The following is a 14733-nucleotide window of genomic DNA, read 5'->3' on the forward strand; positions in this document are numbered from 1 at the left end:
TTACTGCTTTATTTAAAAATCTGTCAATAGGTAATACTTTCATTATATAAAGTTTTGGTCTATGAACTCTAATATTCGCGAAACCATCAAATTAGCCCCTTACATATCTGTTCTTACTTTGATATTCATTTTTCGGGTCATATGGGAATTCCCGTTTCATCCAGATGATCTCCTTTATGATCGGACCTCTCCGGAATTTGAGTCTCCACATATTACTCCTTCTGTTTACGTTCCTTAAGCGCTGAATGAAAATTAGGCTTCAAATTACAACCAAAGTTAGACTGGTTTAAATAGATTAAAAGTTATATATATATATTTTGTTAGTTTATTTACTTGCAATTTTTATTCAAATAGTATTATTAGCATCTAACATTTTAACTTTTCTCCTGACACTCAAAACCTGAGTTAATATCAAATAGCATGATCAATATAGAGGTATTTATTTCAGGTGAATTATATTGAACAGTAAAAAAAATAATCGGGCGCAGGAAATACTAGAAAAGATCAGCTATTTACTGCCGATTGCCATTTTTGCGTTTTCACTATGGGTTTTGGACAGGGGGCTTCAGCCCCTGCAACTAAATGAGATCCTGGTGAGTTTCACAGACATTGAGCTGTGGAGTGTGTTATTTGCTTCTGTTTTCACTTTGTTGAGTTACATAGCTCTTCTCGGTTATGATTTCCTAGCCATGCGATACATAGGCCAATCTGTTTCATATAAGGATATCCTCAGGTCTTCTTTTACAAGCACGTCCATCAGTTATAGCATTGGATTCAATCCTCTTACAGGTGGCTCACTGCGTTACAGGTCATATTCTGCCTATGGTCTGACACTGCTGCAAATAGGCAAGATCATAACGTTCTGCAATATAACATTCTGGCTTGGTGTATGCTTTGTAGGTGGATCACTATTAAGTTTCTATCCGATCGATCTTCCTGGGTCCCTTGTTTTTTATGAGATCATGTTGAAGGCCTTGGGCGTCTGCTTATTGCTCTTCCTTATTTGTTATCTGGTGCTGTGCTTGCAGCATAGGACTTTCAGCGTAAAAGGTTATGAGATCCTATTCCCTGATGTAAGGACTGCTCTTCTGCAGATCCTTGTTTCATCGCTCGATTCTATCTTTGCAGGCTGTGCATTATATTTCTTGCTCTCTCATAGTGGTGAGATCTCTTTTCCATATTTCATGGCAATGTTCTTAGTAGCACAGACCATTGCCTATATTACTACGATCCCCGGGGGGCTGGGAGCTTTCGAAGCGCTCATGCTCCTTGCACTTGCTCCTCATTTAGCTCTTGAAACTGTCATTGTTGCTCTTGTGATGTTCAGGATCGTGTATTATCTCACACCTTTCCTGGCGGGATTGATAGTCCTTTCATACAGCGAGTTCAATGCGAGGAAAGAGATACTGATCAATCTGCACAAAAAAACATATCTGACAGTCGCTGCATTCACACCCCAGGTATTCGCTGTGCTTATTTTCTTTGCGGGGATATTGCTTCTTTTTTCCGAAGCCCTGCCTCCTCAGATGGAAGGCATGCGCATTATAGGAACGATCGTTCCTTTATCATTGATAGAGTCTTCCAGCCTTTTCAGCAGTATGCTGGGGGTCTTTCTTCTCATTCTGGCCAATGGTTTGTGGAAAAGGGTAGATGGAGCTTATCTGTTATCAGTAGCGATACTGTTCTTGGGCAGTATCTTCTCGATCCTGAAAGGTTTGAACTACATAGAATCAGGCATATTATTTGCCATATTTTTACTGCTATTGCCTCAAAGAAAGCATTTTTACAGGAAGTCTTCACTGCTGAACCAGTCTTTCAGCAGGGACAATATAATTGCTATTGCAGTTGTTGTTCTAAGCTTCATATGGCTTGGTATCTTTGCCCATGAACATGTGGAGTACTCGCAGGAACTTTTGTGGCAGTTTGGAACCAATATGCATGTATCCAGGTTCCTCAGATCTGTTGTAGGAATATCTGCAGTTTTAGTTATCTTCGGGATCATGCGACTGCTTGGAGGTTCCAGCAAAGACCTCAGACTTCCTGATGAAGGAGAAATGGCTAAAACGAAGGAAATTATCAGGACAAGTACTGACACAAACAGCAATCTCGTTCTACTTGAGGATAAGTATGTATTGTTCGATGAGCCGAAAAATACATTCCTTATGTATGGGATTTCCGGAAAAAGCTGGGTCTGTATGGGCGATCCCATAGGGAACAGCAAAAATATCAAAGAACTGATATGGGATTTCCACGAAATGGCAAACCTGCACCAGGGATGGACCGTTTTTTATGAAGTAAGCGAGAAATACATCCCTTATTATCTGGACATTGGCCTTACTTTGATCAAAATAGGAGAGGAAGCACGTGTCCAGCTTTCAGAGTTCAGCCTTGAAGGCAGTGCAGGAAAAGATTTCCGCTATTCTGTAAAACGTATGGAAAAAGATGGCTACCATTTTGAGATCATGGAGCCTGGAGAGATCCCTGCTCATATAGAGGAGCTTAAAAGCATATCTGACGCCTGGCTGGAAACCAAGAACACAAAAGAAAAGAGTTTTTCTATGGGATCCTTTAAAACTGAGTATCTGGCTAATTTTCCTCTTGCGGTCATAAAAAAGGGTGATCAGGTAGCTGCTTTTGCCAATATCTGGGTGACAGCCAATAAAGAAGAGATGGCTATCGACCTTATGCGTTACGATCCCGCTATATCTAACACTACTATGGAATATCTTTTTACCAAGCTCATGCTGTGGGGAAAAGAAAACGGGTTCAGGTATTTTTCACTGGGGATGTCACCACTTTCAGGTCTTGAGAACAGGACACTTGCACCATTGTGGAACAAAATAGGTTCAACTATCTTCACACATGGAGAATATTTCTACAACTTCAAGGGCCTTAGGGCATATAAAGAAAAGTTCAATCCTATATGGGAACCCCGGTATATAGCCTTGCCAAAAGGGATCAAGCAGATGTTCGTCCTGAAGGATATTGCTTTATTGATATCAGGTGGAACAAAAGAAATATTTACAAAATGAGGGATCGGGTTCCTTGATGCGAAATCATGCACACAGAAATATCCTATTTTACCTGGTGATCAATAGTATATTTATTCTAATGGTCTTCCTGATCATCTTTCAGGGCCAGCGGTTAGAGTCTCCTTTGGCCGACGATCCTGATACTGTAATAAAAGGCCATAACAATCTTCTGGCATACGAGGATCTGGGACTGGTCATGGGCAGAAGTTTAGCTAATAATTTGAACCACCCCCTTAGTCTGATGTTTTTACAGATCGCAGTAATAGTGTTAATAGCCCGGCTTTTTGGTTTATTCTTCAATAGAATAGGTCAGCCAACCGTGTTAGGCGAAATGACAGCAGGGATAGTACTGGGCCCATCGGTATTAGGAATATTGTGTCCTCAGTTAAGCAGTTTTTTGTTCAGTCCCGCCTCTTTGAGCTGGTTAGAAACGCTCAGTAATCTTGGGCTGGTCCTCTTTGTGTTCATCGTTGGTCTGGAACTTGATTCCAATTTGATGAAAAATAAAGCACAAACTGCACTGGTCGTGAGTCATGCCAGTATAGTAGTGCCTTTCTTCTTCGGAGTATGCCTGGCCTACTTCCTGTTCACAGGCTTTGCACCAGAAGGAGTTCCTTTTATTTCATTTAGTCTGTTCATGGGCATTGCCATGAGCCTGACAGCATTTCCTGTACTGGCCCGGATCATCCAGGAACGCAAGCTGACACAATCGCCTTTAGGCACCCTTGCTCTTACCTGTGCTGCCGTCGATGACGTCACAGCATGGTGCCTGCTGGCGGCAGTTGTAGGCATTATCCGAGCCGATACGATAATGACCTTTGTTGCTACCGTTGTGCTGGCTATATTCTACATTTTGTTTATGATCTACTTTGTGCGGCCGATATTGCAACATTTAGGTAATGTATACGCCACACAGGAACATTTGAGTAAAGGGTTCATTGCACTATTGTTCGTTGTGCTGTTCCTGTCAGCATTTGCAACTGAGACCATTGGTATACATGCTCTTTTTGGAGCCTTTCTGGCAGGGATCATAATGCCCTCTCAGATAGATTTCAGAAATGTGCTCATTTCCCGTATAGAAGATGTGAGCCTGGTGATATTTTTACCTTTGTTCTTTGCCATAAATGGTCTCAACACACAGCTGGGCCTGCTGAATGCAGGTTACCTGTGGCTTATTTGTGTCCTGATCATTATGGTAGCTATTATGGGCAAATTTGGTGGCAGTGCTATAGCAGCGCGCTTTACAGGTCAATCGTGGGCAAATTCTCTGGCTTTGGGAGCACTGATGAATACGCGAGGACTGGTGGAGCTGGTTGTCCTAAGTATTGGATACGAACTCGGGATCTTGACCCCTACGATCTTTACCATGATGGTTCTGATGGCTCTGGTGACCACATTTATGACCCGCCCAATGCTATGGTTCATTGAACGCTCTTTCCCCGATAAGGCTTAAAAGGTAACTGAAAGAATATTTAAAGAAACTGATCGTAATATTAATCAAATTGGGGATAACCATATGTCAGAAGATGTGGTCTGGCTGTTCTTTCCTCAATGGCAGGGCTCCGGTGATAGTAATGCCTCTATTTTGGTGAGATCGAGATATATGATCTGCACCTTAAAGAAAATGAGATCCGAATTTTAGTTGATCTTGGGCTCAGCATGAAACAACATTTCTCTGATAAGGCAGGTCTTTTATGCATTCTCTGTGGTCATCTTATGAAGAGCAAAACCCAGATCATCGGCAATTCCAATAAAAAGCTCTTGTTCTTCTTTTTCATGTGCGAAGGCGGTGGGGACCAGGACTGTAAGGATGCCATAGATCCTACCCTCAAAATGCAACCTTCTGACCATTCTGCTCATTTGCACATGCCTGCATGGTAAGGCGCAATCACCACAATTGGGATCAGGTTGATCGATAACTATTATTCCATTGTTTTCGAGTGCTGAGATCATACAGAATGGGTATTTCCCACGTTCCAATTGTTCCCTAATAATTTCCCTTTCGCTTCCGATCCCTGAAGCACTGGGCCTTATGTGATCTTTTTCATCCGCCAGTACTATCCAGGCATCAAGATAGCCAGGAGTTGCTGTCAGATCAGCACAGACTTGCCGAATAAGGACATCCGGATCACTTGCACGGATAATGGATCTGGTGGCTTTCCGGATAGCTAAGAGTACTTTTTTTAGGTGTTGTTCACGTTCTTCAGTCTGTTTATGTTCCGTAACATCCCTGAAGAATGAGAAGAAACCAGGTACCGTCTTCTCTGAGTAAGCTGTAGTTACTTCAATATCCAGTATGTTGCCGTTCTTAGTACGGTGTTTTGTTTCGAAACGGTCCTTTCCTGATTCAATGACCTTGCAGATGTGAGTTGCTGTTTGTTCGTAGCTCTCATTTGCTTCCAGGTCTGAGATATGCATGCCAAGCAGTTCTTCAAGCGTATAGCCACTGAGCATGCAGTATGCTTCATTCGCTTCAAGGATGATCCCATCGAAACTTACGTACAGATAACCATCTAAAGCTGTTCCTGTAATGTCCCTGTATAGTTCTTCATGATTCTGTAATGTACTTTCTACCCTTCTGGCTGCTGTAATATCCATACCAAAAATGGCCAGTCTCTCGACTTTTCCATCTTTGTCGAATATAGGGTATATGGAATTTAACACAGTCGCTCCATAACGTTCATCTTCAAAATATATTGGCCTGCCTTCTGCTATTACCTTACATACCATTTTCCTACGATTTTCCGCAACTTCAGGAGCCAAAAAATCATATGCGTTCTTTCCTTTGAACATTTCCAGATCTGTCTTCAGACGATGAGCTGCAACTTCATTGGCATCAAGGACAATGCCTGAAACGTCGATAAGGATTATAGATTCGGTAGAAGAGTGCAGGATAGACCTTAAGTCCTTTCCACTTTCCTCCAGCAGGCTAATAGCCTGTACAAGTTCAGTGACATCCTGTATCACTCCGATGATCCCGGCTGTTTTTCCGGATGCATCGCTATAAGTGGCGTTATGGAAGATCACTTCTTTTTTTGACCCGTCAGACAGCGTGATTTGCCACTCATATGTTTGTTTACCAGGCGTTTCAAAAAGCTCCCTGTCCATGCTTTCATATTTTTCTGCAAATTCTTTGGGCCAGGTATCGGGCATAGTATTGCCAATTATTTCTTCTCTTGTCTTCCCTATGAACTGTTCAAATGCCTTATTGCAGCCGAGGTATTTCCCGCAAACGTCTTTGTAGAATACAGGCAAAGGGACCGTATCCAGGAAAACTGTTAAGAACTCTGATCGGGATTTTAGTTCAGTACCTGTATATGTATCTCCCAGGACGGTCCTGCAGCTTTCAAGCACTGAGAGTTCGTATTGCATCCCTGACCTTGCTTTATTGTTCATAGGTTCTCTCGGTCCATCTTTCGTATCATGAATAGTTCTCCTTCGGGAGCAAGCATATATCTTAAGACCATGCCTTTCAGGAAATATAAATATATCTGCATATATGCCATATACCCTGATGGTTTGCCGTTCCGCTACAATTGAGGGGTATATTATTAGGAATACTTATTAATATCATCAGGATGAAAAAAGTATGGGGAGTGATATTATAACAAATGGTGACATTATAGAGCTTAATGATGCTAACTGGGAAGAAATGCTGGCAAACCAGGAAAAACCTATGGTGGTCATGTTCTATCTTCCTGCATGTTCTCATTGTAAGCAGATAGAACCGTATTTCCGGGAGTATGCCGCAGAGTTCAGGAATTCCTGTACATTCATCAGGATGAACGGCATGGATAGCCCGGTGACAGCCATGAGGTACGGTGTAAGATCAGCTCCTACGTTCAAGTTCTTCTGCAAAGGAAAAGCCATCAAGGAAGCAGTTGGATTGGTTTATCCCTCGCTGCTTAAAAGCGCCATAAAGGAACTTATTGAACACGGTGATGAATGTGTACTGCATAGTACTCCGATGCCCGATGAGATCTCACCCTATGAGTAATAGCAGATGCTGATCTTCATATATTTCTTTTAGTGAATTTACCCATTTTGTGATCGTATATTACCGGGTCTCCTGTATTCAGCTCAAATTTAGGAATATCCTCGTCTGATATGTTCTCTATATATTTGACCACTGAGCGCAGACTATTTCCATGGGCGACTACTATCACATTTTTCCCCTTTTCAAGGAAAGGCAGTATATTATCCTTAAAATATGGTATTGTCCGTTCATATGTATCTTTCAGACTTTCACCATTTGGAGGTGCGATATCAAAACTTCGCCTCCAGATAAAGACCTGTTCCTCTCCGTAAACCTCACGGGCTTGTTGTTTGTTCTGTCCCTGCAGTTTTCCATAATACCGTTCATTCAATGCTTCACTGGAATATATGGGCATCTCGCTTTCATCTACGCGCATGGGATGAAGGGACCATTCATCCCCTTTTTCATCATCATGCAGGAAAATGCCTGTCTTTTTCTGGTATGATAATATCAGCATCAATGTAGTCTGAGCTCGTGTGAGCTTTGATGTGAAAGCAACGTCAAATTCAAAAGGCTGAAGATATTTTGCACAGTCCATTGCTTCCATGATCCCTTTTTCGCTCAGAGGAACGTCTACCCAGCCCGCGAACCTGTTCTCCAGGTTCCAGCGTGATTCTCCATGTCTGACAAGCACAAGAACACTCATTCCATTTCACCCATAATTGATTGACAGACCTCTGATTTAAACATATTCATAAGACTATGGAACATGAAGTTCACAAGATCAATGAATATAAGTTCCAGATCATTCGCAGCTTAAACAAGGAATTTATAGGTATGAGTCAATCTCTATGGATAAGGAAGTGAGAGCATGACAACACATGGTCGATCGATCATAATCCACACTTCATTAATGCTGGTTTTGGTTTTCACCATGGCTTTATCCGGATGTGTGGATCCCCCGGCACAGAATATGCTTACAGGTACCATATCCTTTGAAGGGCAGAATATTTCATTTTCCAATGCAACAGCATACGTGACAATTAAAGATGCAAGTATTGCAGATACTGCATCCAGGGTGGTAGCTGAACAGACCATTCAAGGTCTTTCCATCACCCAGGGAACAAACAGCACATTTCTGTATGCAGTTGCGACCGGTAAATTGGAACAAGGCAAAGAATATTCACTGTCAGTGCATGTCGATGTAGATGGCAATGGGAACATTTCACAAGCAGATTACATTACAACTCAGCGTTACCCATTGATAGCAGGTTTAAAGACCTTGGATGCAGTGGTGCAGAAAGTCTCAGGAGATGGAGCAATGTTTAAAATATTTACTGGGGAACAAAGTGGCTCTTCAGTGGATCTGAAGACAGGAGAGCCTGTTACAATAAGACTGGAGGAGAACCCAACTACAGGTTATTCATGGAACATGAGTTTTACACCGGGTCTGGAATTAATGAAAGACGAATTCTTTTCATCCGCAGATACAGAACTTGTCGGAGCGGGCGGTGTACATGAATGGACCGTTAAGGCTAACAGTGCAGGACAGTATAATGTTTCCGGAATTTACAAAAGACCATGGGAGGATATCACAGGAGATGAGGATACTTTCAATTTAACATTGAATATAAGTTCATGAACCGGAACTATAAACAATAACCGTAACCTGCAGCATATTACCGTCTACAGGTTCGCTTTCCTTTATTGCTGCAGATGAAGTGTGAACGTAAAAATGCTGCCTTTATCGATCTCGCTTTCCGCCCACACTCTTCTGCCCTGCTAAACAACATGCTCGCAAAAAGTCTGGATCAAAAGTAATCTATTTAATAAGTGATGCTCTTATTTTACAATAGGAGCTACAAATCCCTCTTAGCTCTATTAGCATGTCTTTTTGTTTTCAGAAGAAAGCCAATGTTCAAGGTGAATGAAATGATGGCAAGATCGCTCATAAAATTATTGTGTTTATTTACTGTCCTCCTGCTTATGGCAGGATCTTCTCAGGCATTGACCGGAGCCGGTGGAGGAGAATGGAACTACAGCTCCACTCTATATGTTCAGGATAATTCCGGCGTGGACCTTTCCGGATATCAGATAAATATCTTACTTGACAGTTCTAACTTCGATTTTACCAAAGCCGATCCTCAGGGCAAAGATATAAGGTTCGAGTCTGCTGGAAAACAGCTTAGTCACTGGACAGAGAGCTGGGACCAGGCTGCTGCAACAGCATCGATCTGGGTGAAAGTTCCATCGATCAAAGCTAAAAGCGAGTCCGAAATAAAGATGTATTATGGTAATCCTCTGGCAGAGGATGTGAGCAACGGCGCTTCTACTTTTGAACTTTTTGATGATTTTGGTAATTCCCGCCTTGAATTCACTAAATGGGAATCTCAGACCAACGGAGGAGGGCAACTTGGATTCAGTTCAGGTGCCTGTAATCTTATAGTGCCTGTAAAACATCCAAATGGTTTTTCCGTGATCAAGTCAAAGAAAGACTTTCCGATCAATTCAAGTCTTGTCGTAAAAAGAAAAAAAGTGTCCACTGGTGAAGATACCAGAGGTCCTGTCCTGCAACAGGGTTTTGTGGACCCTCAAAGTGAGACAAAGAACTGGATACTCATGCAGACAGAACAGAACAATGAAGCTTTTGTCACATGGACCATGAAGAATAACAAAGCCAATCTTAGATATAATCCCTGGGACCTGTCCGATGTGAATGTCCAGAATAATGTCTGGTACATCTCTGAAACTGCCTGGTATCAGGAAGGCGAAGAGACCAATAAAGTGGCATGGTTCAAGAATGGGGTCAGGGATCCAAGAATGGATGTGGTTTCCACTGAGGAGAAACCTTACGTTCCCGGAACTAAAATGAAAGTGTTCCTGAAATCCAATACTTATGTCGAGGGTTCACCCAACACTGGATATATGTCTATGGACTATCTTTTTGTCCGTAAGTATACTTCACAGGAGCCAACTGTAAGTTTCTCAGCGATACAAACCGAAGAGCAGCCTGCAGAGATCATTGAAGAGGTCAGGATACCTGAATTGGTCCTTCCCGAAGGAAAAGTGTTGTCTATAAGGTATTTTGATGTGGAGGACTATGATGATACTATCCTCAGCCGGTTCAATGCAACAGGTGTGAACATGGTCTTCCTGAGGACAACAGGAGATTCTATCTGGAAATCTGAAAGGTTCATCAAGACCGCACATGAAAATGACATAAAGGTGTATGCTATGCTGTTCATTCCCGAAGGGACAAATGCCACATCAGGGAAAGACCAGCTGCTATCTACCGTGACCGCTATCCTGGATTATAACACAAAGTCCCTGTCTGATTTTGATGGTATAGATATTACACTAGACCCATGTACAGAGGACACTGAACAGGCGTGCCAGGATAATATGTTGCTTCTAGAAGAAGTAAGGAGAACGACTACTGACAGAATACCTCTGGCAGTGGATATACCTGCATCTTATGATATGGCAGACTTCACCAAGTTCTCAGATAACGTGGACCTCTTTGTGTTCCTTGCCTATGATGCTGAGGACCAGCTCGATTCCACCAATGCCGTTGCAGATGCTCTGGCTCCGAAGATGGGAGAGGCAAGGGGTGCTGATAGCAAAGCAATGATAGATCTGATGGTCTCTCATCTGCCTGCCGAAAATGCAACCACATCCGAACTCGTAGGAAGCCTCTATGATTACTACAGCAATGATCCTGCCTTTACAGGTATTGTCATGACGCTAGAGAGCGATCACTCTCAGATGATCTCCATTACCGAAGAAGGGTCAGCACAAGAAGAACCGGAGAGTAAGGGTATTCCAGGGTTTGGATTTTTGTCTGTGGTCCTGGGATTTGTCTTAGTGTCCCATTTAAAAAAGGCAAAAAGATAAAAAACAAAGTTAAAAAGAGGCTTAAGCCTCTTCTCCTTTTTTATTTTCTATTAGCTGCACTGCAATTTCCCTGAGCTTGAACTTCTGGACCTTGCCGCTTGCTGTAAGGGGGTATTCCTTGACAAAGAATATGTGCTTTGGAACTTTGTACCTGGCGATCTTGGTGCGTGCATAGTCCTGGATGTCCTCTTCCGTAAGCTGTGCTCCATCGTTGAGCATGATAAAAGCACCTACTATCTCCCCATATTTTGTGTCAGGGATACCCACTACCTGTGCATCCTTCACGCCATCGATCGTATACAGGAATTCCTCTATCTCTCTTGGATAGATATTCTCACCACCGCGGATGATCATATCCTTTATGCGGCCCGTGATCCGGTAGTAGCCGTTCTCATCACATGTACCCAGATCTCCGCTATGCAGCCAGCCATTTTTATCGATCGCTTTTTTTGTTTCTTCAGGCATTTTATAGTAGCCTTTCATCACATTATAGCCGCGGCAGCATATCTCTCCTATGGTGTTAGGAGGTAGCGGCTCATATGTTTCCGGGTCCAGCACTGCAGCTTCCACATGAGGGAAAACTGTCCCTACAGTCGCTACTCTCAGCTCTATTGGATCATCGGTTGTGGTCTGGGTAATTCCGGGAGACGATTCCGTCAGACCATACACAATTGTAATTTCCTTGCAGTTCATTTCATTTATTACCCTTTTCATGGAATCGATAGGGCAGGTTGAACCAGCCATTATTCCCGTACGCAGGGAAGAAAGATCGAACATCTTGAACATCGGATGAGTGTATTCGGCGATGAACATCGTGGGAACTCCATACAAAGCCGTACATTTTTCTTTCTGAACAGCCGCCAGTACCATAAGAGGATCATAGAGCTCGAGCATCACGAGAGTTGCTCCATGGGTAAGGACAGCCATTACTCCCAGCACGATCCCAAAGCAGTGGAATAGCGGTACCGGGAGGCATAAACGGTCCTTAGAGGTAAACTTCTGCCGATCTCCAATCGAAAGACCATTGTTCAGGATATTTCTATGTGTCAGCATGACACCTTTTGGGAAACCTGTTGTACCTGACGTGTACTGCATGTTCACTACATCATTGCAGTCAAGTGACTGTTTGATCCTTTGAAAATTCTCCTCATCTCCATGTTTTCCGAGCAGCATGATCTCAGCACTGTTATACATGCCCCGGTGTTTCTCCTGGCCAATGAATATAACGCTCTTAAGGAACGGGAACCTCTCACTGCGCAGTTTGCCACGCTGCTGTGTTTTAAGCTCAGGCACGAGTTCGTACATGATGTCTATATAGCTCACATCCCTGAAACCATCGATGATCGCCAGAGCTTTCATGTCGGACTGCTTTATGACATATTCCACTTCGTGGCTCTTGTATGCGGTGTTGACCGTAACGAGCACGGCTCCGATCTTGGCAGTGGCGAACATGAAGGTCAGCCAGTCAGGGACATTTTTAGCCCATATTCCTACATGATCGCCTTTTCCAATGCCTATAGCCAGCAATCCCTTGGCCAATGTGTTCACACGCTCATCGAATTCCTTGTAGGTGAACCTCAGATCCCTGTCAGGATATACCATGAATTCTCTGTCTGGATCAGTAGCCACCACATTCTCTAAAACCGCTCCTAAGGTATCTTCTATAAATGGCATATCATATCCCCTTCACTCTAAACATTTTCTTTCACTTCTCGTCCTCGGTGACCAGATGTTCCTGGAGCTTTTTCCTGATGTCGTCAGGTATCGGAACAGATCTCTTGTTCAGGAAATCATAGTGAACTGTCACAGCCTGCCCTTTTGCTTTCAGCCCTCCTCTTTGCCAGGCTTCCTGACCTATGGTGAAAGAAGAATTACCGATCCTTACAATGAACGTATGGATCTCCACGTCCTCACCATAGTACATTTGTCCAATGTAATCGAACTCGGTCCTTGCAAGGATAAGCTTCCATTTCTCATAGCTTAGGTCAAGGTCGGGAGTAAAGAAACGGAAGACAGGATTACGAGCTTGTTCAAACCATTCAGAGATAGCGATATTGTTAATGTGTCTCAGACCATCCGCATCTCCGAACCTTGGGGTGACTGTTGTTGTGAACATCTGAACTACCTTCTTTAGAGGGGAGTATACACTACTGCAAGGATCTGTGCCTCCTGCTCCCCTGCTGCATGCACATGATGAGGGACCACAGAATCATAATAGATGCTATCTCCCACGTTGAGGGTGTACTGTTCTTTTCCGTACATGATCTCTATCTGGCCTTTGAGCACATAGATGAACTCTTCTCCTTCATGCGCTGAGAGATTGATCTCTGCACATCCGAGGGGGTGGACATCTATAAGGAAAGGTTCCATATGCCGATCTAATTTGTTAGATGCCAGGGATGAGAATTCCAGTATGCTTCTCTGGGGGGTTTTGCAATTGCCAGAGAACCTTACGATCTGTTCGGACCTTCCGGCCCTTGCAATTACAGGTGTGTTCTGTGTTGCATCATCAAGGAAAGTACCCAGACGCACTCCAAGTGCACGGGCTATTTGTAAAAGGGGTGTCAATGAGGGTATAAGGGCACCATTCTCAAGCTGTTGTATAAGTTCCACACTGCTGTGACTTGCTTCTGCCAGCTCTCCGACTGACATTTCCCGTGCTTCGCGCAACTGACGGATCTTGTTACCGACTAGGTTCTTCTCTGACATGTTCCTACCTCTTCTTGTTAGACTGTACTGGTTTGAAAGCATACGCAATGGTGAGTTAAAAAATTATCCATTTAAACAGCGTTTGCAGGGCTTTAATCAAAATAAATAAGTTGAAAAAGAGCAATCCCAGGGCGCCGATGGACATGCCTGCTATCAGGTATTAACTGTATATCTTGAAAGTTGTGAGTCCTGTATCCTCTATGTAACATGCAGGAAAATTGTTTGAAAATATGGATACCAGAAGAATAGTTCTTATAATGGCATATATCCCCAGTGTGGAATATGCCTTTAGCTCTTTTTTCATTATCATTGGAGCAATAAGGAAAGTGGCTGCCTCCAGATACCTTGTACCGATCCACAATTGAGTAGGGAGATCAGCATCTTGTGCGGGAAATACTTCTATGCCCTTGTATGCCAGTGCATGGAAGAGTTCAATGATCGCGATGAACAAATAAGATATTCCGAGAAAAAGCATGTAATTGTTCCGAGTGGTTTTTCTGGAGAACCAAGTGATCATAAAAAGCATCACGGCTATAATTATGATGGTCATCTCAACAAGAGTGTGGAACAACAGGTAGCTCTACAAGCTGACAAAATACAGGGCTGTGATGACGATCAAACTGACAATGGCCTCTGAACCTGTAAGGAGGTTCCATTCAGTTCTCAAGCAGAACCTCCACATTTAAGATGTTCGATCTTCTCACTTCCTTTTTAGAAACATTGGTTAGGTCTATTATATAGATATATTCACCTGAAACAGGTACATACTTAGCGAAATATTGTACAACAGAGGATTTAGAAAAACCTGTTATTTGACAATTATTTTATATAGCGCATGTAATGATCGATCAAAACAGAGTTTTGTTATCGGAACCCTAAAAAAATGTTTTCTATTTCTTGCATCCGTTGGTCCCATCTGGAAAAGGCTGAGTTTCCGATTAACGGTCTCTCTGTCGAATAATCGGGGTCAAACTGTATAATGAGCTGTGATGTTCAGAAGTCTGATAAGAAATTAACAGACAAATTAATTTTCATCAAATTATCATACATTTCTGCTGCAATTGATATTCAGTATATGTTATAATCAGTAAATCAAAAGCTCTAAATATAATAATATCATTA

The 14733-nt window shown here is 42.7% G+C and carries 11 protein-coding genes; 5 read left to right on the top strand and 6 right to left on the bottom strand.

What is annotated here, in order from left to right; genetic code table 11:
* The first annotated feature begins 458 nt into the window (after nucleotides 1-458).
* Nucleotides 459-3032 (top strand): bifunctional lysylphosphatidylglycerol flippase/synthetase MprF, encoded by a 2574-nt coding sequence (gene mprF, locus A4E24_RS10010; RefSeq protein ID WP_292353204.1) that lies wholly within the window; start codon nucleotides 459-461, stop codon nucleotides 3030-3032.
* Nucleotides 3033-3111: 79 nt separating this feature from the next.
* Nucleotides 3112-4485: a cation:proton antiporter gene (locus tag A4E24_RS10015; RefSeq protein WP_292353206.1), complete on the top strand. Its 1374-nt coding sequence runs from the start codon at nucleotides 3112-3114 to the stop codon at nucleotides 4483-4485.
* A 239-nt stretch (nucleotides 4486-4724) separates the two neighbouring features.
* Here A4E24_RS10015 and A4E24_RS10020 read toward each other — a convergent pair whose 3' ends face one another.
* A complete protein-coding gene (locus A4E24_RS10020) occupies nucleotides 4725-6428 on the bottom strand; it encodes a PAS domain S-box protein (protein ID WP_292353207.1) in 1704 nt (567 codons plus the stop codon).
* A 193-nt stretch (nucleotides 6429-6621) separates the two neighbouring features.
* On the opposite strand from A4E24_RS10020, the gene A4E24_RS10025 reads away from it, so the two are divergent.
* Entirely contained in the window at nucleotides 6622-7029 is a 408-nt protein-coding gene (locus A4E24_RS10025) for a co-chaperone YbbN (RefSeq protein WP_292353208.1), read from the top strand.
* A gap of 16 nt (nucleotides 7030-7045) precedes the next feature.
* Here the strand turns inward: A4E24_RS10025 and A4E24_RS10030 are convergent, their stop codons facing one another.
* Nucleotides 7046-7714 (bottom strand): 2,3-bisphosphoglycerate-dependent phosphoglycerate mutase, encoded by a 669-nt coding sequence (locus A4E24_RS10030; protein ID WP_292353210.1) that lies wholly within the window; start codon nucleotides 7712-7714, stop codon nucleotides 7046-7048.
* Nucleotides 7715-7879: 165 nt separating this feature from the next.
* Here A4E24_RS10030 and A4E24_RS10035 point away from each other — a divergent pair, with 165 nt between their 5' ends.
* Complete coding sequence (locus tag A4E24_RS10035; protein WP_292353212.1) at nucleotides 7880-8650, top strand: protease inhibitor I42 family protein; 771 nt, start codon at nucleotides 7880-7882, stop codon at nucleotides 8648-8650.
* Nucleotides 8651-8994: 344 nt separating this feature from the next.
* On the top strand, nucleotides 8995-10902 hold the full coding sequence (locus A4E24_RS10040; protein WP_292353213.1) for a DUF2341 domain-containing protein: 1908 nt from the start codon (nucleotides 8995-8997) through the stop codon (nucleotides 10900-10902).
* Nucleotides 10903-10923: 21 nt separating this feature from the next.
* Here the strand turns inward: A4E24_RS10040 and A4E24_RS10045 are convergent, their stop codons facing one another.
* The 4 genes from A4E24_RS10045 to A4E24_RS10060 form a co-directional block, all read right to left on the bottom strand.
* The gene (locus A4E24_RS10045; RefSeq protein ID WP_292353214.1) at nucleotides 10924-12576 is read right to left on the bottom strand and encodes an AMP-binding protein; all 1653 of its coding nucleotides are present in this window, start codon (nucleotides 12574-12576) and stop codon (nucleotides 10924-10926) included.
* A gap of 31 nt (nucleotides 12577-12607) precedes the next feature.
* Nucleotides 12608-13018 carry a thioesterase family protein gene (locus A4E24_RS10050; protein ID WP_292353215.1) on the bottom strand — a complete coding sequence of 137 codons (411 nt, stop codon included), beginning with the start codon at nucleotides 13016-13018 and terminating at the stop codon, nucleotides 12608-12610.
* A gap of 14 nt (nucleotides 13019-13032) precedes the next feature.
* Nucleotides 13033-13611, bottom strand: coding sequence for a helix-turn-helix domain-containing protein (locus A4E24_RS10055; RefSeq protein WP_292353216.1), 579 nt, complete (start codon nucleotides 13609-13611; stop codon nucleotides 13033-13035).
* 160 nt (nucleotides 13612-13771) lie between these two features.
* Entirely contained in the window at nucleotides 13772-14182 is a 411-nt protein-coding gene (locus A4E24_RS10060; protein WP_292353217.1) for an MASE3 domain-containing protein, read from the bottom strand.
* Between the last annotated feature and the right edge of the window lie 551 nt (nucleotides 14183-14733).

Origin of the sequence: Methanomethylovorans sp. PtaU1.Bin093, assembly GCF_002067275.1 — an archaeon.
Classification (GTDB): Archaea; Halobacteriota; Methanosarcinia; order Methanosarcinales; family Methanosarcinaceae; genus Methanomethylovorans.

Coding starts and splice junctions, on each gene's coding strand:
- A4E24_RS10050 (WP_292353215.1), bottom strand. CDS start 13,018: ATGTTCACAACAACAGTCACCCCAAGGTTCGGAGATGCGGATGGTCTG.
- A4E24_RS10015 (WP_292353206.1), top strand. CDS start 3,112: ATGGTCTTCCTGATCATCTTTCAGGGCCAGCGGTTAGAGTCTCCTTTG.
- A4E24_RS10030 (WP_292353210.1), bottom strand. CDS start 7,714: ATGAGTGTTCTTGTGCTTGTCAGACATGGAGAATCACGCTGGAACCTG.
- A4E24_RS10040 (WP_292353213.1), top strand. CDS start 8,995: ATGGCAGGATCTTCTCAGGCATTGACCGGAGCCGGTGGAGGAGAATGG.
- A4E24_RS10020 (WP_292353207.1), bottom strand. CDS start 6,428: ATGAACAATAAAGCAAGGTCAGGGATGCAATACGAACTCTCAGTGCTT.
- A4E24_RS10025 (WP_292353208.1), top strand. CDS start 6,622: ATGGGGAGTGATATTATAACAAATGGTGACATTATAGAGCTTAATGAT.
- A4E24_RS10035 (WP_292353212.1), top strand. CDS start 7,880: ATGACAACACATGGTCGATCGATCATAATCCACACTTCATTAATGCTG.
- A4E24_RS10045 (WP_292353214.1), bottom strand. CDS start 12,576: ATGCCATTTATAGAAGATACCTTAGGAGCGGTTTTAGAGAATGTGGTG.
- A4E24_RS10055 (WP_292353216.1), bottom strand. CDS start 13,611: ATGTCAGAGAAGAACCTAGTCGGTAACAAGATCCGTCAGTTGCGCGAA.